Annotated in this window: 20 protein-coding genes; 14 read left to right on the top strand and 6 right to left on the bottom strand. The window is 67.4% G+C overall.

The window, feature by feature from the left end:
• Positions 1 to 76: 76 nt before the first annotated feature.
• A complete protein-coding gene (locus ACFIMZ_RS00445; protein WP_431820938.1) occupies positions 77 to 598 on the top strand; it encodes an SET domain-containing protein in 522 nt (173 codons plus the stop codon).
• A 66-nt stretch (positions 599 to 664) separates the two neighbouring features.
• On the opposite strand, the gene ACFIMZ_RS00450 is transcribed toward ACFIMZ_RS00445, so the two are convergent.
• Both ACFIMZ_RS00450 and ACFIMZ_RS00455 read right to left on the bottom strand, forming a co-directional pair.
• Entirely contained in the window at positions 665 to 2152 is a 1488-nt protein-coding gene (locus tag ACFIMZ_RS00450) for a sensor histidine kinase (protein ID WP_431820939.1), read from the bottom strand.
• Positions 2153 to 2312: 160 nt separating this feature from the next.
• The gene (locus tag ACFIMZ_RS00455) at positions 2313 to 3005 is read right to left on the bottom strand and encodes a response regulator (RefSeq protein ID WP_006401494.1); all 693 of its coding nucleotides are present in this window, start codon (positions 3003 to 3005) and stop codon (positions 2313 to 2315) included.
• 123 nt (positions 3006 to 3128) lie between these two features.
• Here ACFIMZ_RS00455 and ACFIMZ_RS00460 point away from each other — a divergent pair, with 123 nt between their 5' ends.
• The gene (locus ACFIMZ_RS00460) at positions 3129 to 3359 is read left to right on the top strand and encodes a DUF3717 domain-containing protein (protein WP_431820940.1); all 231 of its coding nucleotides are present in this window, start codon (positions 3129 to 3131) and stop codon (positions 3357 to 3359) included.
• Positions 3360 to 3447: 88 nt separating this feature from the next.
• Here the strand turns inward: ACFIMZ_RS00460 and ACFIMZ_RS00465 are convergent, their stop codons facing one another.
• A complete protein-coding gene (locus tag ACFIMZ_RS00465; RefSeq protein WP_431820941.1) occupies positions 3448 to 3756 on the bottom strand; it encodes a 4a-hydroxytetrahydrobiopterin dehydratase in 309 nt (102 codons plus the stop codon).
• 120 nt (positions 3757 to 3876) lie between these two features.
• Positions 3877 to 4770: a phenylalanine 4-monooxygenase gene (gene phhA / locus ACFIMZ_RS00470; RefSeq protein WP_431820942.1), complete on the bottom strand. Its 894-nt coding sequence runs from the start codon at positions 4768 to 4770 to the stop codon at positions 3877 to 3879.
• Between the two features lie 138 nt (positions 4771 to 4908).
• Here phhA and ACFIMZ_RS00475 point away from each other — a divergent pair, with 138 nt between their 5' ends.
• Positions 4909 to 5394 carry an Lrp/AsnC family transcriptional regulator gene (locus tag ACFIMZ_RS00475; RefSeq protein ID WP_010093131.1) on the top strand — a complete coding sequence of 162 codons (486 nt, stop codon included), beginning with the start codon at positions 4909 to 4911 and terminating at the stop codon, positions 5392 to 5394.
• A gap of 42 nt (positions 5395 to 5436) precedes the next feature.
• Here the strand turns inward: ACFIMZ_RS00475 and ACFIMZ_RS00480 are convergent, their stop codons facing one another.
• Entirely contained in the window at positions 5437 to 5970 is a 534-nt protein-coding gene (locus tag ACFIMZ_RS00480; protein ID WP_010093130.1) for a class IV adenylate cyclase, read from the bottom strand.
• A gap of 270 nt (positions 5971 to 6240) precedes the next feature.
• Entirely contained in the window at positions 6241 to 7140 is a 900-nt protein-coding gene (locus ACFIMZ_RS00485) for a LysR family transcriptional regulator (RefSeq protein ID WP_431822530.1), read from the bottom strand.
• Between the two features lie 142 nt (positions 7141 to 7282).
• On the opposite strand from ACFIMZ_RS00485, the gene ACFIMZ_RS00490 reads away from it, so the two are divergent.
• From ACFIMZ_RS00490 to ACFIMZ_RS00540, 11 genes are all read left to right on the top strand, one after another.
• Positions 7283 to 8797, top strand: coding sequence for a CoA-acylating methylmalonate-semialdehyde dehydrogenase (locus ACFIMZ_RS00490; protein WP_431820943.1), 1515 nt, complete (start codon positions 7283 to 7285; stop codon positions 8795 to 8797).
• A 235-nt stretch (positions 8798 to 9032) separates the two neighbouring features.
• Positions 9033 to 10718 (top strand): GMC family oxidoreductase, encoded by a 1686-nt coding sequence (locus ACFIMZ_RS00495; protein ID WP_431820944.1) that lies wholly within the window; start codon positions 9033 to 9035, stop codon positions 10716 to 10718.
• 466 nt (positions 10719 to 11184) lie between these two features.
• On the top strand, positions 11185 to 11964 hold the full coding sequence (locus tag ACFIMZ_RS00500; protein WP_431820945.1) for an ABC transporter ATP-binding protein: 780 nt from the start codon (positions 11185 to 11187) through the stop codon (positions 11962 to 11964).
• Positions 11961 to 12716: an ABC transporter ATP-binding protein gene (locus ACFIMZ_RS00505; RefSeq protein WP_431820946.1), complete on the top strand. Its 756-nt coding sequence runs from the start codon at positions 11961 to 11963 to the stop codon at positions 12714 to 12716. Before ACFIMZ_RS00500 ends, ACFIMZ_RS00505 begins: the two co-directional genes overlap by 4 nt.
• Before the next feature lie 68 nt (positions 12717 to 12784).
• Positions 12785 to 13984 carry an ABC transporter substrate-binding protein gene (locus ACFIMZ_RS00510; RefSeq protein WP_431820947.1) on the top strand — a complete coding sequence of 400 codons (1200 nt, stop codon included), beginning with the start codon at positions 12785 to 12787 and terminating at the stop codon, positions 13982 to 13984.
• Between the two features lie 115 nt (positions 13985 to 14099).
• Entirely contained in the window at positions 14100 to 14984 is an 885-nt protein-coding gene (locus ACFIMZ_RS00515; RefSeq protein WP_431820948.1) for a branched-chain amino acid ABC transporter permease, read from the top strand.
• Positions 14984 to 15958, top strand: coding sequence for a branched-chain amino acid ABC transporter permease (locus ACFIMZ_RS00520; protein ID WP_431820949.1), 975 nt, complete (start codon positions 14984 to 14986; stop codon positions 15956 to 15958). Before ACFIMZ_RS00515 ends, ACFIMZ_RS00520 begins: the two co-directional genes overlap by 1 nt.
• A gap of 921 nt (positions 15959 to 16879) precedes the next feature.
• Positions 16880 to 18037: an ABC transporter substrate-binding protein gene (locus ACFIMZ_RS00525; RefSeq protein WP_431820950.1), complete on the top strand. Its 1158-nt coding sequence runs from the start codon at positions 16880 to 16882 to the stop codon at positions 18035 to 18037.
• Positions 18038 to 18228: 191 nt separating this feature from the next.
• A complete protein-coding gene (locus ACFIMZ_RS00530) occupies positions 18229 to 19284 on the top strand; it encodes a branched-chain amino acid ABC transporter permease (RefSeq protein ID WP_431820951.1) in 1056 nt (351 codons plus the stop codon).
• A gap of 4 nt (positions 19285 to 19288) precedes the next feature.
• Positions 19289 to 21073, top strand: a complete 1785-nt coding sequence (locus ACFIMZ_RS00535; protein ID WP_431820952.1) for a branched-chain amino acid ABC transporter ATP-binding protein/permease — start codon at positions 19289 to 19291, stop codon at positions 21071 to 21073.
• Entirely contained in the window at positions 21070 to 21825 is a 756-nt protein-coding gene (locus ACFIMZ_RS00540; RefSeq protein ID WP_431820953.1) for an ABC transporter ATP-binding protein, read from the top strand. The genes ACFIMZ_RS00535 and ACFIMZ_RS00540 overlap by 4 nt, the downstream gene beginning before the upstream one ends.
• The last annotated feature ends 277 nt before the right edge of the window (positions 21826 to 22102 follow it).

Genomic DNA, 22102 nt, shown 5'->3' on the forward strand with positions numbered 1-22102 from the left:
ATCGGCGCCGCGTTTTCATTTGGCGGGCCCGCGGCGGCCCTTTCCTTTTCAAGTCGACTTCACAAGGATTCGTTCGATGAGTTCACGCAGGATCGCGGTGCGCCGCTCGGGAGTACACGGCAGGGGCGTGTTCGCCGTGGCGCCGATCAAGGCCGGCGAGCGCGTTGTGGAATACAAGGGCGAGCGAATTTCGTGGAAGGAAGCGCTGCGCCGCCATCCGCATGATCCGAACGAGCCGAATCACACGTTCTACTTCGCGCTCGAAGAGGGCGGCGTGATCGACGGCAAGGTCGACGGCAACAGCGCGCGCTGGATCAATCATTCTTGCGCGCCGAACTGCGAAGCCGAGGAGCTCGACGGCCGCGTATACATCCATGCGCTGCGCGACATCGAGCCGGAAGAGGAGCTGTTCTACGACTACGGTCTCGTGATCGACGCGAAGCTGACGAAGAAGCTCAAGCGCGAATACGCGTGCCATTGCGGCGCGCAGTCGTGCCGCGGCACGCTGCTCGCGACGTCCGACACGGACGCGGACGCGAAGAAGAAAAAGAAGAAGAAGGACGACGCGAAGTCGAAGGACAAGAAAAGGAAGAAGTAAGCGATAGCGCGCGCGATGCGCGCCGACGGGCCGGCGAACGTGCGTTGCCGGCTCCGTCCTCGGTGCTCAGTGCGTCGGCGCCGTGGCCGGCGCGGCGTCGCTCGCCGGCTGCGCCGCCTGCGCGGCGAGCGGCACCTTCACCACGAATCGCGAGCCGCCTTCCGGCGCGTCCGCATACGACACGCTGCCGCCGTGCATCGCGATGATGTCGTGCACGATCGCGAGGCCGAGCCCCGCGCCCGTCTCGACGCCGTTGCCGCTTTGCGCATCCCCGCGGAAGAACCGCTTGAACAGGTCCGCCTGCTGGCTCGCGGGCACGCCCGGGCCGTTGTCCTCGACGACGATCTCGGCTGCCGGCGCGCCGTCGGCGAGCATCGCGCGGCCGACGTTCACCGTGATCCGCGCGCCGTGCGGCCGCGCGAGCGGCACGTACTTCAGCGCATTGTCGAGCAGGTTCGCGATCACCTCGCGCAGCAGCACCGGGTTGCCGCGCACGAGCAGCGCGTGGTCGTCGTCAGACGGCTCGTCGCTGCGCTGGAAGCCGAGGTCGACGTGCGAGGCGAGCGCGCGCGGCACCCATTCGGCGCCCGTCTCGAACGCCATCGCGGCGAGGTCGACGTCGACGAAGCGCGCGGCCTGTTCGCCCGGTTCCGCGCGCGCGAGCGACAGCAGCTGGTTCGACAGCCGCACCGCGCGATCGGCGGCCGCGCGCAGCTCGCGCACCGCCGCGAAGGTCTGCTGCGGGTCGCGCGCGATGGCCGCCTGTTCCGCATGCAGCTTCACCGCGGTGAGCGGCGTGCGCAGCTGGTGCGCGGCGTCGGCGATGAACTTGCGCTGCGCGTCGAGCGCGGTCTTCAGGCGCCCGAGCAGCGCGTTCATCGCGCTCGTCAGCGGCCGGATCTCGAGCGGCACGTCGGTTTCGTCGACCGGCTCCAGCGACGTATGGGTCTGCCGGTTCAGCGAATCGGCGAGATGCGTGAGCGGGCCGAGCTGCTGATTGACGACCCGCCACACGATGCCCCAGCCGGCGAGCAGCAGCAGCAAGAGCGGCATCATGATCGCGACGAGGAATTCGGCCGCGATCCGGTAGCGGTGCCGCACCGGCTGCGCGACCTCCACGACCATCGGCTTGCCGCCGTCGACTTCCTCGACGCGCACCTGCGCGACCCGCACCGCGCGGTTGTCGTATTCGGCCTCGAACACGTACGCGTAATGCATGCGCCGCACGTTGGTGCCCTGCAGCGGCAGCTTCGGATCGCCGGCGAGTTCCTGCTCGCCGTCGCTGATCCGGTAGATCAGCGCTTCGGCGGGATCGGAGAACATCGCCTGCGCGAGCGGCGGCACCGTAAATGGCGCGTCGGGGCCGGCGATCTGGATCTGTTTCGAGATGGCGGTCGCGAGATCCGCGAGCGAGCGGTCGATCACGTGCTGCGTGTATTGCCACGCGAGCCAGTACGCAATCAGGCCGCTCATCAGCGCCAGCATCGACAGCGGCGCGGCGAGGCGCCGCAGCAATGAGCGGCGCAGGCTGGTCACAGCCGGATCAGAAGACATTTCGAGAATGAAATGGATGAACGCCGCTCACGGGGAGCGGCGCGGGCGCAGGCCGGTCGACGGGACGGGCAGGGGGCTGGCGGTGCAAGCGGGTTGCCGCCGGGCGTCCGGAGGTGGACGCCCGTCACCGGAAACCCGCCGGCGCTTGCCGTCGCCTCGCTCAAACGCTCGCCGTCTGGCGGATTTCCTGCAGCAGGTAGCCGAAGCCGCGCACCGTGACGATCTCGACCCGGCACTGCTCGAGTTTCTTGCGCACGCGGTGCACGTAGACTTCGATCGCGGTGTCGCCGAGATCGCCGCCGAAGTGCGTCAGGTGGTCCTGCAGCTGGGCCTTGCTGACGACGCGGCCGTGACGCAGCAGCAGCATTTCGAGCACCGCGAATTCGCGCGGCGACAGCTCGAGCGGCTTGTCGTCGTTGAAGATGCGGCGATCGACGCCCGACAGGCGGACGCCGCCGAGCGACACTTCCGGACGCGGCATGTCGCTGTGCGGGCCGCTGCGGCGCATCACCGCGCGGATCCGCGCTTCCAGCTCGGCCGGCTCGAACGGTTTCAGCATGTAGTCGTCGGCGCCCGAGTTCAGGCCCTGGATCCGGTCGTTCAGCTCGTCGCGCGCGGTCAGCACGATCACGGGCGTGTGACGGTTGGTCTGGCGGAAACGGGTCAGGAGCGTCATCCCGTCGATGCCGGGCAAGCCGAGATCGAGGATCACGAGCTCGTGGCGGTTCTGCGCGAGCGCCTGCTCGGCAAAGATGCCGTCGTGCACCATGTCGACGGTGAAGCCAGCCTGTTCGAGGCTGCTCTGGATACCGCGTGCGATGGGGCGGTCGTCTTCGATCAGAAGGAGTCGCATGAAGTTCGCTCAAGTACAATGGGTTGGCGGTTCAGGCACGCGGACAGCACGACGCCGTTTCCACAGGGGCGCCGCGAGCCAGACGTCAAGCAGGCGGCCAGCGAACGAATCAATCCAACAACCATGTCCGATATTTCGATCCACGACCTCGAAGCCGCGATCAATTTCTGGCGCGCCCGCTCGCCGTCGAGCGGCGACGAACTCAAACTCTGCGAAGAGGCTAGCGCGCTCTCCAAGCCGTATGCGCTGCTGATTGTACAGCGGCAAAGCGCCATACAACTGGAAGGTTTGGACCCTAAGGCACGGAAAGCGTGGGACGCTTACATGCGCCTTAAGGATGGCTTGGAAAGCTGAAGGCTTTCGCTCACTACATCGTAGAAAACGTTCATCGAAATGAAAAGTTGACGCGCCGCGCGCCCGAATTGCGCGCGGCGGAAAGACGTCAGGCGACGGGCGTCGCGTGCGCGCCGGCCTGGTCGATGAAGTGGGCGAGCGCGATGTCGCGTTCGGTCAGGCCGTCCGCGTCGTGGGTCGACAGCGTGACGTCGACGCGGTTGTAGACGTTGAACCATTCCGGATGATGGTTCATTTCCTGCGCCTTGATCGCGACGCGCGTCATGAAGCCGAAAGCCTCGTTGAAATCGGCGAAGCGCAGGCTGCGCTGGATCGCGTCGCGGCCCGGCACGGCCGTCCAGTGCGGCAGGCGCTCGAGTTGGGTCTTGCGTTCTTCTGATGTGAGTTTGTGGATCATCGTGCACCTCGTTCGGTAACGGCGGGCTGCGCGCGACGTCCGTCGCCCGGAGCACTGCCGGCACCGATCATTCTTCCATAGTTGTGTGTCAGGCGTAGGCGGCGCGCGCGCCGGATCGCGTCATGCGTGCGCGTCGTCCGGCCAGCCGGCGCCGGTGCCGCGATGCAGCACGCGGTCGGTGTCGAGCACCGCGCCGGCCGGATGTTCGGGCAGGTTGGCGAGCCGGTCGGCGAGCGCGCGTCCGTCGACGTGCGCGAGCGCGAACAACTGCGCGAAGTCGTCGATCACGAAGTAGGTCTGCTGGAACGCGTCGATCCGGTATTGCGTGCACATCACGCGCTCGAGGTCGAAGCCGAGCCGGTTCGGCGCCGCGCTTTCCAGGCTGTACAGGCTCTCGCCCTTGCTCGACACGATCCCCGCGCCGTAGATCGACAGCCCGTTGGCGCCGCGCGGGTCGCGGATCAGCCCGAACTCGACGGTGTACCAGTAGAGGCGCGCGAGCCGCGCGAGCGCGTCCGGATCGTCGGCGACCGCGAGCGCGACGCGGCCGTACGCCTGCATGTAGTCGGCAAACACCGGGTCGATCAAGAGCGGCACGTGGCCGAACAGGTCGTGGAAGCAGTCCGGCTCCTGCAGGTAGTCGAGCTGGTCGGGGCGGCGCATCCACCAGGTCACCGGAAAGCGGCGGTTCGCCAGATGCTCGAAGAACACGCGGTCGGGCACGAGCCCCGGCACCGCGACGATCTCCCAGCCGGTCGCCGGCTTCAGCTGGCGGTTGACGTCGGCGAACGACGGCACGCGGCCGGCCGGCAGGTCGATTTTCGCGAGCCCCGACACGAACGCGTCGCACGCGCGTCCCTGCAGCAGCACGGTCTGGCGCGCATAGAGCTGGCTCCACACCGCGTGGTCGACCTGCCCGTAGCGTTCGAGCGGCTGGTCGATGGTGAAATCGGCGCGGGTTTCGAGGCCCGCGTCGAACTGCTCCTGCAGTTTCGCGGTGACGACGGTGGACATGTTCGGCTCTGCACGTTGCGGTTGGGATGCATGCAAGTGTAGAGCGGCATCCGCGCGGGATGGGCGCAAAGTTGGTGATGATTTGCCCGTTGATGCGATAATCGCGCACCAAAACGCAAAATCACGCGGAGAAATTTCATGTTGGAACTCGATCACTTCGATCTGGCGCTGCTGGACGTGCTGCAGCGCTTCGGGCGGGCCACGCATCAGCAGCTCGGCGAGGAAGTGCCGCTGTCGCCGTCGCAGATCGGCCGGCGCCTGCAGCGGCTCGAAGCCGCGGGCGTGATCGAAGGCTACCGCGTGATGCTGCGCCCGGAGAAGCTCGGGCTCGGCGTCACCGCGTTCACGAGCCTGAAGCTCAAGCATCACGGCGATTCGATCATCGAGCAGTTCCAGCAGCAGATCGACGTGCTGCCCGAGGTGCTCGAATGCCACGCGGTGGTCGGGGACGCGGACTACCTGCTGCGGATCGTCGCACCGGACCTGAACGCGCTGTCGCAGTTCGTGATGAAGAAGCTGATGCGGGTGCCGGGCGTCGACAGCGTGCGCTCGAACATCGTGCTGACGACGTTCAAGCGCAACGGGCCGCTGCCGCTCGCGCACCTGGAGCCGGGCGCCGCGTGAGCGCGCGCGGCCGCGGAGGGTGAAGCGGGCGGCGGCGCGGGTTCAGGCGGCCGTCTCCGGCGCGCCGGCGTTCAGCAGGTCGACGTACGCGACCGCGACGAGATCGTCGTGCGACACGCCGAGCTTCGCGAACACGTCGTGCGCTTCGGCTTCGCCGCCCGCTTCGTCGTCGTCCGGCGCGAGCACGACTTCCAGCTCGATGAAGTCGCCGAGGCCGTCGACGCGGTCGAGGTGAATGCGGGTGCGGCCCGCCAGGTACACGTGCCGCTCCTTCGTGACGATGCCGCGCGTCGTCAGCGCGGTCGCGAGCAGCGCATGCATCGCGTCCGGATTCGTCACCGGGCTGCGGGTGTAGTAGGACGCCTTCGGGCCGTCGCGGTCGTCGCGCTGGTAGAAGATCAGCTCGGCGGGCGTGCCGTCCTCGAAGCGGCGCAGCTTCAGCCGGCCGCGCGGCACGTCGTAGAAGAAATCCTGCTGGCGGTAGAACAGCGGCGCTTCGGTGGCGAGCGCCGCCGCGCGTTCGCGCAGCTGGTCGAATTCACGGGCGCGGGCTTTGATTTCGATGTTGCGGGCCATGCGGGTCTCCTTCGATCGACAAGGGTCTCGCGAATGCGAACGCACAATCTAGCAAAAAGCAGATGAAGGCGGCGTGACGCGGAACGTCGCGGGATTATCAGCGGTGCTCATATCAGGCGGGTGACGTGCGCGACTAGCAGGGCGGTGCGGGGCCGCGTAGTTGTCCACCGGCGCGCGTTCGTCGAAAGGGTGAGCGCGCGCAGACCGGATTTCGCACCGCAGCAATGCGCGGGTGGCAGTGGATAACGCGCCGTACCCATCTCCGCGCGCTTACCCGGCCCACTGGGTCTCGATCAGCCGCAGCGCCGCCGCGATCGCGGGCTCGTCGCGCCGCGCGGCGAGCGTCACGAACGTCAGCTCGGTCGGCACCGTCACGCGTTCGACGATCGTCAGCGCGTGCGCGTGCGCTTCGGCCAGCGCGGTGGAGTCGCGCGAGAGCGTGAGCCCGATCCCCGATTTGACGAGATCCAGCATCGACTGCTCCTGGTCGACCTCGGCGACCTTCACCGGCTGCGCGCGCGCATCCGCGAACCGGCGCGTCAGCAGCCGGTGATGCGCGGATTGCGGCGGCGTCCAGATCCACGGCAGCGCGGCGAGCGCGCGCCAGTCCTGCGCGCGCTGCACGCGGTCCTTCCAGCCGGCCGGCGCGAGCACCCGGTACTGGAAATGCGTGAGCGTGACGGTATGGAACAGCGCACCGTCGCGCGGGTCGTCCTCGCCGGGCTGGCCGATGTAGTAGCCGACGTCGAGCGCCTGCACGCGCACCTGCTCGAGCACCCAGCCCGACATCCCGTGGCGCAGCGCGGTCTCGATCTGCGGATGGGTCTCGACGAGCGTGCGCAGGAAGCCGCCCAGGCGCAGGAATCCCGGATCGAGGATGGTGCCGATCCGCAGCCGGCCGCGCACCTCGTGGCGCAGCGCGGCGGCCGCGCGCTGCACGTCGGCCGCCGCCGCGAGCGCGCGTTCCGCGTGCGGCAGCAGCGTCTGGCCGTCGCGCGTGAGCGCGAGCCCGCGCGACGTGCGCGTGAACAGCACGACGCCGAGCGTCTCCTGCAAATGCTTGATCTGCAGGCTGACGGCCGGCTGCGTGAGGTGCAGCTGCTCGGCGGCTCGCGTCAGGTTGCCTTCGCGGGCCACCGCGGCGAAGGCGCGGAGCAGGGTGAGGTCCACCATCGTGATCGGTCCTGATATAAGCGCGGCTTATGACGCAATTGAGCATAACTCATTGGATCGGCGGCCGGCTGCGGCGGTACGCTTCATCGGCCACGTCATCCGACGTATCCCACCCAACGAGCGAGACCTGGAGAGAGAGATGAGCGAGACCGAGCTGCGCCCCCGCCTGCTGACCCACTTCATCGGCGGCCGCGCGGTCGACGGCGCGAGCGATCGCTACGGCGACGTGTTCAACCCGGCGCTCGGCGAGGTTGCCGCACGCGTGCCGCTCGCGAGCGCGGCGGAAGTCGGCGCGGCGGTCGCGGCCGCGCAGGCCGCGTTCCCGGCCTGGAGCGAGACGGCGCCGATCAAGCGCGCGCGGGTGATGTTCCGCTTCAAGGCGCTGCTCGACCGCCATCACGACGAGCTGGCCGAGCTGATCACGCGCGAGCACGGCAAGGTGTTCTCCGACGCGAAGGGCGAGGTGATGCGCGGCATCGAGATCGTCGAGTTCGCGTGCGGGATCCCGAACCTGCTGAAGACCGATTTCACCGACCAGATCGGCGGCGGCATCGACAACTGGAACCTGCGGCAGCCGCTCGGCGTCGTCGCGGGCGTGACGCCGTTCAACTTCCCGATGATGGTGCCGTGCTGGATGTTTCCGGTCGCGCTCGCGTGCGGCAACACGTTCGTGCTGAAGCCGTCCGAGCGCGATCCGTCGGCGTCGCTGCGGCTCGCGGAACTGCTGAAGGAGGCCGGGCTGCCGGACGGCGTGTTCAACGTCGTGCACGGCGACAAGACCGCCGTCGACGCGCTGATCGCGCACCCGGACGTCGCCGCGCTGTCGTTCGTCGGCTCGACGCCGATCGCCGAGACCATCTACACGGAAGGCACGAAGCGCGGCAAGCGCGTGCAGGCGCTCGGCGGCGCGAAGAACCACCTCGTCGTGATGCCGGACGCCGATCTCGACCAGGCCGTCGACGCGCTGATCGGCGCCGCCTACGGCTCGGCCGGCGAGCGCTGCATGGCGATCTCGGTGGCGGTCGCGGTCGGCGACGTCGGCGACGTGCTGGTCGAGCGCCTCGTGCCGCGCGTGAAGGCGCTGAAGATCACGAACGGGATGGACCCCGCCGCGGAAATGGGGCCGCTCGTCACCGCCGCGCATCGCGCGAAGGTCGCCGGCTACATCGACGCGGGCGTGGCCGCCGGCGCGAAGCTCGTCGTCGACGGCCGCGATCACGTCGTGCCGGGCCACGAGAAGGGCTTCTTCCTCGGCGGCACGCTGTTCGACCGCGTGACGACCGACATGTCGATCTATCGCGACGAGATCTTCGGGCCGGTGCTCGCGATCGTGCGCGTGCCGGATTTCGCGAGCGCGGTGCAGCTGATCAACGCGCACGAGTTCGCGAACGGCGTGTCGTGCTTCACGTCCGACGGCGGCATCGCGCGCGCGTTCTCGCGGCAGATCCAGGTCGGCATGGTCGGCATCAACGTGCCGATTCCGGTGCCGATGGCGTGGCATTCGTTCGGCGGCTGGAAGCGCTCGCTGTTCGGCGACCACCACGCGTACGGCGAGGAAGGCGTGCGGTTCTATACGCGCTACAAGAGCATCATGCAGCGCTGGCCGGACAGCATCGCGAAGGGCGCGGAATTCACGATGCCGGTCGCGAAGTAGGCGGCGGGCAGGCGGGACGGATCGGGCGGCGGCCGCCGGCGTGAATCCTGCGGCCACCGCCCGAAGCACTATGCTGGAACTGTCGCGCGATGCCGAATCGGGCGGCGGACAACAAACGAGCCTTGCATGGGACCGGCGTAAGCGCCAAAGCGCCAACGCTGGTCGACCGCGAAGCATGGGACCCGCGTAAGTGCCAAAGCACCAACGCTGGTCGACAGGGGACAGGGGGCAGGCTGTGAACACTGAACGGACGCTCGAGGGCGAATTCGATTACGTGATCGTCGGCGCGGGCACCGCGGGCTGCGTGCTCGCGAACCGTCTGACCGAAGATCCGGACATCAGCGTGCTGCTGCTCGAAGCCGGCGGCAAGGACGACTATCACTGGATCCATATCCCGGTCGGCTATCTGTATTGCATCGGCAATCCGCGCACCGACTGGCTCTACAAGACGCAGCCGGAAGCGGCGCTGAACGGCCGCGCGCTGTCGTATCCGCGCGGCCGCGTGCTCGGCGGCTCGTCGTCGATCAACGGGATGATCTACATGCGCGGCCAGCGCGAGGACTACGACGGCTGGGCGCGCGAGACGGGCGACGCGGGCTGGTCGTGGGACAGCGTGCTGCCGATCTTCAGGCGCAGCGAGGATCATCACGCGGGCGCAAGCGACGTGCATGGCGCGGGCGGCTGCTGGCGCGTCGAGAAACAGCGGCTGCGCTGGGAGATTCTCGAATCGTTCGCGCACGCGGCGCAGGAAACCGGCATCCCCGCGACCGACGATTTCAACGGCGGCGACAACACCGGCGTCGGCTATTTCGAGGTGAACCAGAAGCGCGGCGTGCGCTGGAGCGCGTCGAAGGCGTTCCTGCGCCCGGCGATGTCGCGGCCGAACCTGACCGTGATCACCGGCGCGCACGCGCAGCGCGTGATCGTCGACGGGCGGCGCGCGACCGGCGTCGAATATCGCGGCGGCGGCACGGCGTTCGTCGCGCGCGCGCGCGCCGAAGTGCTGCTGACGTCGGGTGCCGTCAATTCGCCGCAGCTGCTCGAACTGTCCGGCATCGGCGACGGCCGGCGGCTGCAGGCGCTCGGCATCGACGTCGTGCAGGACCTGCGCGGCGTCGGCGAAAACCTGCAGGATCACCTGCAGCTGCGGATGGCGTTTCGCGTCGAGGGCGTGCGTACGCTCAACACGCTGGCCGCGCACTGGTGGGGCAAGCTCGCGATCGGCGTCGAATACGCGCTGCTGCAGCGCGGGCCGATGTCGATGGCGCCGTCGCAGCTCGGCGCGTTCGCGAAATCCGATCCGGACGACCCGACGCTCACGCGGCCCGATCTCGAATACCACGTGCAGCCGCTGTCGCTCGAGCGCTTCGGCGAGCCGCTGCACAGCTTCAATGCGTTTACCGCATCGGTCTGCCACCTGCGGCCGACGTCGCGCGGCAGCATCCACATCGCGAGCGCCGATCCGGGCGCGGCGCCCGCGATCGCGCCGAACTACCTGTCGACCGACTACGATCGCCACGTCGCCGCGAACGCGCTGCGGCTGACGCGCCGGATCGCGTCCGCGCCGGCGCTCGCGCGATACTGCCCCGAAGAAATCCTGCCGGGCCCGCGCTACCGGACCGAAGCGGAGCTGATCGAAGCGGCCGGCGCGGTCGGCACGACGATCTTTCATCCGGTCGGCACCTGCCGGATGGGGCGCGCGGACGACGACGGCGCGGTGGTCGACAGCCGGCTGCGGGTGCGCGGCGTCGCCGGGCTGCGGGTGGTCGACGCGTCGGTGATGCCGTCCATCACGTCGGGCAACACCAACTCGCCGACGCTGATGATCGCGGAGCGCGCGAGCGACATGATCCGCGCGGACCGGCGCGCATCGCGCGACGCGGCGCTGGTGGGGCGCGATGCGGTCGTATCTGCCGGATGACCGTGACGACAATGGAACGACAGGCGGGCGCCAGCTAGTTCGCCATGCATATCAAGCCGGCGCCGGCCGATTATTTCGGTTAGGAAAATATTCGCTGTTATGCCGTGCGTGAGCGTGACGGGCTTTTGTTGCGTAATCGCGCGCAAATCGAATGCGATTTGCGCCGCCAGCGCGTGTGCGAGCGGCTGCGCAGGCGTGACGCAATCGGCATGCCGGCCCAAAAATATTCCGTAAAACGCTGTTCCGATTCGTCCGATATGGCGGCCAGCCCTATAAGTGCAAATCCCGATGAATGCACTGCACCAACGGCGCGACAATGTTGCGCAGTGTGAATACGCGTCGGCGCGGGAGACCACCCACGAGGCGTGACGCAAAGCTCGGGGGCAGCCTTCTCATCCGCTGACATGTTTGCGGCCGTTTGCGCGAACCCTCCCAGTGCTTCGCCTGATTTCGTACGGAAGGGAACATGATTCTCGGCGACACGATTCTCGAAACACGCGGACTGACGAAGGAATTCAAGGGCTTCACCGCCGTGAACGGGGTCAACCTGCGCGTGCGCCGCGGGTCGATCCACGCATTGATCGGACCGAACGGCGCGGGCAAGACCACCTGCTTCAACCTCCTGACCAAATTCCTGACGCCGACGGCCGGCCAGATCGTCTTCAACGGCATCGACATCACCGACGAGCGGCCCGCGCAGGTCGCGCGGCGCGGCATCATCCGTTCGTTCCAGATTTCCGCGGTGTTCCCGCACCTGAGCGCGCTGCAGAACGTGCGCCTCGGCCTGCAGCGCGCGCTCGGCACCGAATTCCATTTCTGGCGCAGCGAGCGCTCGCTGAAGGTGCTCGACGACCGCGCGATGGACCTGCTCACGCAGGTCGGCCTCACCGATTTCGCGCACGTGCCGACCGTCGAGCTCGCCTACGGCCGCAAGCGCGCGCTCGAGATCGCGACGACGCTCGCGATGGAGCCGGAGCTGATGCTGCTCGACGAGCCCACGCAAGGGATGGGCCACGAAGACGTCGATCGCGTGACCGCGCTGATCAAGAAGGTCGCGAGCGGCCGCACGATCCTGATGGTCGAGCACAACATGAACGTGATTGCCGGCATTTCCGACACGATCACCGTCCTGCAGCGCGGCGAGGTGCTCGCCGAGGGCTCGTATGCGGAGGTGTCGAAGAATCCGCTCGTCGTCGAGGCGTACATGGGCAGCGCCGATGCGGCGCTCGCGGGGGCGCATGCATGAAGCGCAGCGAACGGGAGGAACGCGAATTGAGCGGTGTCGAAACCGGCACGCCCGCGCTGGAGATCTCGGGCCTCGAAGCGTGGTACGGGGAATCCCACATATTGCACGGCGTCGACCTGAGCGTGCACCGCGGCGAGGTCGTGACGCTGCTCGGCCGCAACGGCGCGGGCCGCACGACGACGCTGCGCGCGATCATGGGCCTGACGGGCCGCCGCAGCGGCTCGATCAAGGTCGCCGGCCACGAGACGATCGGCCTCGCGACGCACCGGATCGCGCATTACGGCGTCGGCTATTGCCCGGAGGAGCGCGGCATCTTCTCGAGCCTGTCGTGCGAGGAGAACCTGATGCTGCCGCCGCCGATCGGGCCGCGCGAGCACGCGATGTCGCTCGACGACATCTATGCGATGTTCCCGAACCTCGCATCGCGCCGGCAGAGCCAGGGCACGCGGCTGTCCGGCGGCGAGCAGCAGATGCTCGCGGTCGCGCGGATCCTGCGCACCGGCGCGAACCTGCTGCTGCTCGACGAGATTTCCGAGGGTCTCGCGCCGGTGATCGTGCAGACGCTCGCGAAGATGATCGTCGCGCTGAAGGCGCGCGGCTACACGATCGTGATGGTCGAACAGAATTTCCGCTTTGCCGCGCCGCTTGCCGACCGGTTCTACGTGATGGAGCACGGCCGGATCGTCGAGCATTTCGGCGCGCGCGAACTCGCAAGCAAGATGCCGGTGCTGCACGACCTGCTCGGCGTCTGACGCCCCCGCGCCGCTAGCCGTGGCGGCCTTCGAACAACCACAACGCAACAGAAGAACAGGAGACGTCAATGAAAATGAAGACCCTCGCACGCGCCTGTCTTGCGCTCGCGGCCGCCGCGTTCACCGCCGGCGCCGCACAGGCCGCGGATACCGTGAAGATCGGTTTCGTCACCGACATGTCGGGGCTTTATGCGGACATCGACGGGCAGGGCGGCCTCGAGGCGATCCGCATGGCGGTCGCGGACTTCGGCGGCAAGGTGCTCGGCAAGCCGATCGAGGTCGTGTACGCGGATCACCAGAACAAGGCGGACATCGCGGCGTCGAAGGCGCGCGAGTGGATGGATCGCGGCGGGCTCGACCTGCTCGTCGGCGGCACGAACTCGGGGACGGCGCTGGCGATGAACCAGGTCGCGGCGGAGAAGAAGAAGGTCTACATCAACATCGGTGCGGGCGCCGACACGCTGACCAACGAGCAGTGCACGCCGTACACGGTGCACTACGCGTACGACACGATGGCGCTCGCGAAGGGCACGGGCTCGGCGGTGGTGAAGCAGGGCGGCAAGACGTGGTTCTTCCTGACCGCCGACTACGCGTTCGGCAAGGCGCTCGAGAAGAACACGTCGGATGTCGTGAAGGCGAACGGCGGGCAGGTGCTCGGCTACGTGCGCCATCCGCTGTCCGCGTCGGATTTCTCGTCGTTCCTGCTGCAGGCGCAGGCGTCGAAGGGGCAGATCCTCGGCCTCGCGAACGCGGGCGGCGACACGATCAACGCGATCAAGGCGGCGAAGGAATTCGGCATCACGAAGACGATGAAGCTCGCCGCGCTGCTGATGTTCATCAACGACGTGCACAGCCTCGGCCTCGAGACGACCCAGGGCCTCGTGCTGACCGACAGCTGGTACTGGAACCGCGATGCGGCGTCGCGCCAGTGGGCGCAGCGCTACTTCGGCAAGATGAAGAAGATGCCGTCGAGCCTGCAGGCGGCCGACTATTCGTCGGTGACGACCTACCTGAAGGCGGTGCAGGCGGCCGGCACGACCGACTCCGACAAGGTGATGGCCGAGCTCAAGAAGGCGAAGGTCAACGACTTCTACGCGAAGGGCTACATCCGCGCGGACGGCAGCATGATCCACGACATGTATCTGATGGAGGTGAAGAAGCCGTCCGAATCGAAGGAGCCGTGGGATTACTACAAGGTGCTCGCGACGATTCCGGGCGATCAGGCGTTCACGACCAGGCAGGAGACGCGCTGCGCGTTGTGGAAGTAAGCGCGCGGCGGCGGCGGGCAGCGCAGGGCGGCACGACCGCGCCCGGCGTCCCGCCGCCTGCGCGCACCGCGCGTCGGTTGCGCGCGCAACGAACCTCACTCTGACGGCGGAAGCGATGGAAATCTTTGGCATTCCGTTGCCGGCGATGCTGAGCCAGTTGTTGCTCGGGCTCGTCAACGGCTCGTTCTACGCGATCCTGAGCCTCGGGCTCGCGGTGATATTCGGGCTGCTCAACGTGATCAACTTCGCGCACGGGGCGCTGTTCATGCTGGGCGCGATGCTCGCATGGATGGGGCTGTCGTATTTCGGGCTGCCCTACTGGGCGATGCTCGTGATCGCGCCGGTGATCGTCGGCGTGTTCGGCGTCGTCGTCGAGCGCTCGATGCTGCGCTGGCTGTACAAGCTCGACCACCTGTACGGGCTGCTGCTGACGTTCGGCCTGACGCTTGTCGTCGAGGGCGTGTTCCGCTCGATCTACGGCGCGTCCGGACAGCCTTACGACGTGCCGTCGCAGCTTGCCGGCGCGACCAATCTCGGCTTCATGTTCCTGCCGAACTATCGCGCGTGGGTCGTCGTCGCGTCGCTCGCGGTGTGTCTCGCGACCTGGTTCGTGATCGAGAAGACGCGCCTGGGCGCATACCTGCGCGCGGGCACCGAGAATCCGAAGCTCGTCGAGGCGTTCGGCGTGAACGTGCCGATGATGATCACGCTCACCTACGGCTTCGGCGTCGCGCTCGCCGCGTTCGCGGGCGTGCTGGCCGCGCCGGTGATCCAGGTGTCGCCGCTGATGGGCCAGCCGATGATCATCACCGTGTTCGCGGTGGTCGTGATCGGCGGGATGGGCTCGATCCTCGGCTCGATCCTCACCGGCCTGATGCTCGGCGTGATCGAGGGCTTCACGCGGGTGTTCTATCCGGAGGCGTCGGCGACGGTCGTGTTCGTGATCATGGCGATCGTGCTGCTGATCCGTCCGGCGGGCCTCTTCGGCAAGGAAAGATGATGCAGAGAAAAGTGCTCTACGGCGTGCTGCTCGCCGCACTGATCGTCGCGCCGTTCGCCGGCGCGTATCCGGTGTTCGTGATGAAGGTGCTCGCGTTCGCGCTGTTCGCGGCCGCGTTCAACCTGCTGATCGGCTATACGGGGCTGCTGTCGTTCGGCCACGCGATGTTCCTCGCGACGTCGGGCTACCTGACGGGCTATGCGCTGCAGACGCTCGGCTTTACGCCCGAGCTCGGCGTGCTCGCGGGCACCGCGGCCGCGACGCTGCTCGGCCTCGTGGTCGGCCTGTTCGCGATCCGCCGGCAGGGGATCTACTTCGCGATGATCACGCTCGCGTTCGCGCAGATGATCTACTTCATCTACCTGCAGGCGCCGTTCACGCACGGCGAGGACGGCCTGCAGGGCGTGCCGCGCGGCCGGCTGTTCGGCGTGCTCGACCTGTCGTCGGACCTGGTGCTCTATTACGTCGTGCTCGCGATCATCGTCGCGGCCTGCGCGTTCATCGTGCGGATCGTCCATTCGCCGTTCGGCCAGGTGCTCGTCGCCATCAAGGAGAACGAAGCGCGCGCGGTCTCGCTCGGCTACGACACCGACCGCTTCAAGCTGCTCGCGTTCGTCCTGTCGGCCGGGCTCGCGGGGCTGGCGGGCTCGCTGAAGGTGCTCGTGCTCGGCTTCGAGACGCTCAGCGACGCGTACTGGACGATGTCGGGCCTCGTCGTGCTGATGACGCTCGTCGGCGGGATGGGCACGTTGTTCGGCCCGTTGCTCGGCGCCGCGCTGATCGTCGCGCTCGAGGATCGGCTCGGCGACATCGGCGAATGGCTCGCGACGCTGACCGGCATCGGCTGGTTCCACTCGCTCGGCGAATCGGCGACGATCGTGACCGGGCTGATCTTCATCGCCTGTGTGCTGGCGTTCCGGCGCGGCATCGTCGGCGAAATGATCGCGCGGTTCAAACCGCTGAAAGCATCGTGACGCGTTGATGCGAAGCACCATCGGGCACCGGTTCCGGACCGCGCTCAGGCGCGCTCCGGCAGGCGCTGCGCGGCAGACTGGTGCCCCATTTTCGTGCGGCGATGCACCATAGGGGTAAATGCTAAGTTGCCGCAGTGTGAAAGGTCCTTTAATCTTCGTCTCAGTTCTGATGCACCGCGAAACGAATTTTGCAGGTGGAGAACGAGGAGACAATCGAGGCACAAAGTGCCCGGACCCAAAGCGCTGTTGGACGGAATCCAACAGCGCTTTTTCATTTGAGCGCGCAACTTTCTTTCTGCCGATCGCGCAGCGGCCGGCTTCGCATGCGGTCCATGTTGTCATTTCATGCGTTTGGCGCGGCTGTCTTTCTGTCCTGTTTCCCCGCAATACGATTGCTGCATGCGCTTCGGGCTTACCCGGTTAGCGCACGCAGGGCACGTCCGTTACACTCGCCTTTCGCCGACCAGGCGGTCGGGAATACAGTCCGGTCGGCAGTTCTCCTACAAGCAGAATCCAGAAAACGGAGTGCGGTTTGATGAAAAGCGCAGCGCGGTGGAGCGAAGTCGGACGGGCGGCGGGGGCCGCCAGACGCGTTCTTGCGCGGCTGCAGCGGCTTGTCGCGACGCCGCTCGAACCGGCCGATGCGCAGCGCGCATGAGCGTCCGGTGCGCGGCCGGACGACCAGCGCCGCGCGCGATGCGCAAGCGGCGCATCGCGCCCACATCACAGTGGACAGAGTCTGTTTCGCGATCGATTTCAACCCGGTTATCCCCACCATCCCGACGGCAGGCCGGCCCGGACGCGTCGCGGGAAAACGAGCGTAGGCGCGGCCATGCGAGATAGTTAAATTATTAACTTGTTTGAGACCGGGCGCCGCCCGAGCGCCCCGATGATTTTTCGAGCAGCGTTTGGAGACACCTGATGAAAATGAATCGATGGATGGTGGCCGTGCTTGCCGCGGGCCTCGTGTGCGCGGCGGCGACGGCGTCGGCGCAGGTGAAGATCGGCGTCACGCTGTCGGCCACCGGGCCGGCCGCGTCGCTCGGCATCCCGGAAAAGAACACGATCGCGCTGCTGCCGAAGCAAATCGCGGGCAAGAGCGTGCAGTACATCGTGCTCGACGACGCGTCCGACACGAGTCGCGCGGTGCAGAACGTGCGCAAGCTGATCGACGAGGACCACGTCGACGCGATCATCGGCTCGTCGGTCACGCCGAACTCGCTCGCGATGCTCGATCCGGTGTCGCAGGGCAAGACCCCGGCGATCTCGCTCGCTGCGAGCGCGCAGATCATCGCGCCGATGGACGCGAAGCGTGCGTGGATGTTCAAGGTGCCGCAGAACGATCGCCTGATGGCCGACGCGATCGCGGGCTACATGGCGAAGCACGGCGTGAAGACGGTCGGCTTCATCGGCTTCGCGGACGCGTACGGCGACAGCTGGTACAGCACGTTCAGCGCGGCGGCCGCCGCGAACGGCCTCAAGATCGTGTCGAACGAGCGCTACAACCGCACCGACGCATCGGTGATGGGGCAGGTGCTGAAGCTGACCAGCTCGAATCCCGACGCGATGCTGATCGCCGGCTCCGGCACGCCGGCGGCATTGCCCGCGAAGACGCTGAAGGAGCGCGGCTACAAGGGCAAGGTGTACCAGACCCACGGTGTCGCGAACAACGACTTCCTGCGCGTGTGCGGCAAGGACTGCGAAGGCGAGATCCTGCCGGCAGGCCCGGTGCTCGTCACCGACCAGCTGCCCGACTCGAACCCGGTGAAGAAGCCGTCGCAGGGGTACAAGGCGGCTTACGAGAAGGCGTACGGCGCGGGATCGGTGTCGACGTTCGGCGGCCATGCATGGGATGCCGGCTTGTTGCTGCAGCGGGCGATTCCCGATGCGCTGAAGAAGGGCCAGCCGGGCACCGAGGCGTTCCGCGAAGCGCTGCGTGCGGCGCTCGAGAACGTGAAGGACCTGCCGGTGTCGCACGGCGTGATCAACATGACGCCGGTCGATCACAACGGCTTCGATGCACGGGCGCGCGTGATGGTGCAGATCGTCGACGGCAAGTGGAAGCTGCAGGCCGACTGAGTTCCACGTGAATGACGAAGGCGCGCGCGGGCGGCAGGACGCCGCGCGTGCCGTCGGCCGGTGACCGTGCTTTGACGGTCATCCTGCCGCTTCCGGAACGGGATCCGCCCGATCCTGCGCGCACACCGCAGCATGATGCGCGCCGGCCGGCGGTCGCCGTTTCCCCGCAGCCTTTTCGACACACGAAACGTATGGATCTCTCGATTGCGGCGATCCTCGCGCAAGACGGCATCACGACCGGCGCCATCTATGCATTGCTGTCGCTGGCGCTCGTGCTGGTGTTTTCCGTCACGCGGGTGATCTTCATTCCCCAGGGCGAGTTCGTCGCCTACGGTGCGCTGACGCTCGCCGCGTTGCAGGCGCAGAAGTTTCCCGCCACCTGCTGGCTGCTGTTCGTGATGGGCATCGCGTGCTTCGTGCTCGAAGTCGGCGGCCTGATCCGGCATCGCGCGCGTCGTCACCAGCTCGGCCGCACGCTGACGACGCTCGGCAGCCGCTACGTGCTGCTGCCGCTAGCGGTGTTCGCGGTCACGCGCAGCTACGCCGCGCAGCCGCTGCCGATGCTCGCGCAGATCGCGCTGACGCTCGCGATCGTGGTGCCGATGGGGCCGTTCGTCTACCGGCTCGTCTACCAGCCGGTGGCGGAGGCGACGACGCTGCTGCTGCTGATCGTATCGGTCGCGCTCCATTTCGCGATGGTGGGCCTCGGGCTCGTGATGTTCGGCGCGGAGGGCTCGCGGACCAACGCGTTCTCCGATGCATCGCTGTCGGTCGGCAGCCTGACGATCTCGCTGCAGAGCGTGCTGGTGGTCGTCACGGCGCTCGTGCTGATCGCGGCGCTCTACGTGTACTTCGGCCGCACGATCGCCGGCAAGGCGCTGCGCGCGACGTCGGTGAACCGGCTCGGCGCGCGGCTCGTCGGCATCGGCACGACGGAAGCGGGGCGGCTCGCATTCACGCTCGCGGCAGGGCTCGGCGTGCTGTCGGGGATCCTCGTCGGGCCGTTGACGACGATCTACTACGACTCCGGTTTCCTGATCGGCCTGAAGGGCTTCGTCGGCGCGATCATCGGCGGCCTCGTCAGCTATCCGCTCGCGGCGGCCGGCTCGCTGCTCGTCGGCGTGCTCGAATCGTATTCGTCGTTCTGGGCGAGCGCGTACAAGGAGGTGATCGTGTTCACGCTGATCATTCCGGTACTGCTGTGGCGCAGCTTCGCGACGCCGCACGCGGAAGAGGGCGAGGAGTGACGCGATGAAGAAGATCGTGCGCAACAAGACGTTCTGGCTGTTTCTCGTGGTGCTGTTCGCGCTGCCGGTGCTGCCCGGCGTGCTGCGGGTGCCCGAATACTGGATCACGCTGCTGAACTACATCGGCCTGTACGCGATCGTCGCGATCGGGCTCGTGCTGCTGACGGGCGTCGGCGGGATGACGAGCTTCGGGCAGGCGGCCTTCGTCGGTGTCGGCGCGTATGCGACCGCGTACCTGACGACGCGCTACGGCGTGTCGCCGTGGCTCGGGCTGATCGCCGGCGTCGTACTGACGGCGCTCGTCGCGCTCGTGCTGGGTGCGGTGACGATGCGGCTGTCCGGGCATTTCCTGCCGCTCGGCACGATCGCCTGGGGCCTCGCGCTGTTCTACCTGTTCGGCAACCTCGAGCTGCTCGGCAAGTACGACGGGATCAACGGCATTCCGGCGCTGAACCTGTTCGGCGTCGTGCTGGACAGCGGACGCAGCCTGTATTTCCTGATCTGGGCGGTCGTGCTCGCGGCGATCGTGTCGGTGCAGAACCTGCTGAACAGCCGGCCGGGCCGCGCGATCCGCGCGCTGCGCGGCGGCGGCGTGATGGCCGAGGCGATGGGCGTGAACACCGCGTGGATGCGCGTCGTGATCTTCGTCTACGCGGCGGTGCTCGCGGCGGTTTCCGGCTTCCTGTATGCGCACCTGCAGCGTGCGGTGAACCCGACGCCGTTCGGCCTGAACCACGGGATCGAATTCCTGTTCATGGCGGTGGTCGGCGGCGTCGCGCATGTGTGGGGCGCGGTGCTCGGCGCGGCGATCCTCACCGTGCTGCAGGACTACCTGCAGACGCTGCTGCCGAAGCTGCTCGGCTCGGAAGGCAACTTCGAGATCATCGTGTTCGGCGTGCTGATGGTGCTGCTGCTGCAGTACGCGCGGCAGGGCGTGTGGCCGTTCGTCGCGAGGCTGTTTCCACGTGGATCGCGCGTGCACGTGCCGCACGACGCCGATCCTTTGCCGCAGCGCACCAGGCCGGCGACGGGAGAAGCGCTGCTGGTCGTCGACAACGCGCGCAAGCAGTTCGGCGGGCTGGTCGCCGTCAACGACGTCAGCTTCGAGGTCAACGCGGGGCAGATCATCGGCCTGATCGGCCCGAACGGCGCCGGCAAGTCGACGACGTTCAACCTCGTGACGGGCGTGCTGCGGCCGACCAGCGGCGCGATCACGTTCCGCGGCGAGCGGATCGACGGCCTGACGTCGCGCGAGATCGTCCGGCGCGGCATCGGCCGCACGTTCCAGCATGTGAAGCTGCTGCCGGGGATGACGGTGCTCGAAAACGTCGCGCTCGGCGCGCATCTGCGCGGCACGACCGGCGTCTGGCGCAGCGTCGCGCGGCTCAATGCCCACGAGGAGGCGCGGTTGCTGGCCGAAGCGGCGCGCCAGATCCGCCGCGTCGGGCTCGAAACCCATATGTACGACGAAGCGGGGAGCCTCGCGCTCGGCCAGCAGCGGATTCTCGAAATTGCCCGCGCGCTGTGCTGCGACCCGACGCTGCTGCTGCTCGACGAGCCGGCCGCCGGGCTGCGCTACAAGGAGAAGCAGCAGCTGGCGGATCTGTTGCGGCGGCTGAAATCGGAAGGGATGAGCGTGCTGCTCGTCGAACACGACATGGATTTCGTGATGAATCTCACCGATCGGCTGGTGGTGATGGAGTTCGGCACGCGAATCGCGGAAGGGCTGCCGCAGGACGTGCAGCAGGATCCGGCGGTGCTCGAAGCGTATCTGGGCGGGGTGGAATGATGGCGGACACGATGCCGATTCTCGATGTGCACGGGCTCTCGGTCCGGTACGGCAAGGTGGAGGCGCTGCACGGCGCGGCGATCAAGGTCGGCGCGGGGCAGATCGTCAGCGTGATCGGGCCCAATGGGGCCGGCAAATCGACGCTGCTGAACGCGATCATGGGCGCATTGCCGGTCACCGGCCATGCGTCGGGCGCGGTCGTCTATCGCGGCACAGACGTCGGCGCGCTGCCGGTCGAGCAGCGGGTGGCGCGCGGCATGTGCCTCGTGCCGGAAAAGCGCGAGCTGTTCGGCACGATGTCGGTCGAGGACAACCTCGTGCTGGGCGCGTACCGGCGCAAGCAGGCGGGCGAACCGAGCTTCCTCGACCAGCTCGATCACGTGTTCGCGCTGTTTCCTCGGCTGAAGGAGCGGCGTAACCAGGCGGCCGGCACGCTGTCCGGCGGCGAGCGGCAGATGCTCGCAGTGGGGCGGGCGCTGATGGGCAAGCCGGACCTGCTGATGCTCGACGAACCGAGCCTCGGCCTCGCGCCGCTGATCGTGAAGGAGATTTTTCATATCATCAGCGCGCTGCGCGGCACCGGTGTCGCGACGCTGCTGATCGAGCAGAACGCGCGGGCGGCGCTGCAGATCTCGGACTATGGCTACGTGCTCGAGACCGGCGAGTTTGCGCTGGAAGGGCCGGCGGCAGAATTGGCGCAGAATCCGCAGGTGATCGAAACGTACCTCGGGTTGGCGAAGAAGACGGCTTGAACGATAGGTTTGGCGGGAAACGAACGGCGGGGACGGCGTGTTTCACGTGAAACACGCCGTTTTTGTTTGAGGGGTGGGTGCGTCGATGCAGTTGTTCCGCCCGGGAGTGATCGTAGCCGGGACGCAAGACTCGTCGGCACAGCGTTGGGATAAGTGCCAGGCAAACAGCCCGAAATTCTGTGAGATGGGCCGGGTGCGGCGGGCGCGGTGCCGCTGCCGGGTATTCGCACGGGTGAGAGTCGATCATCTCTGATTCCGCAAGCCGGCTTCCCGGGCG

It is taken from the genome of Burkholderia sp. F1 (assembly GCF_050813845.1).
Lineage (GTDB): Bacteria > Pseudomonadota > Gammaproteobacteria > Burkholderiales > Burkholderiaceae > Burkholderia > Burkholderia ubonensis.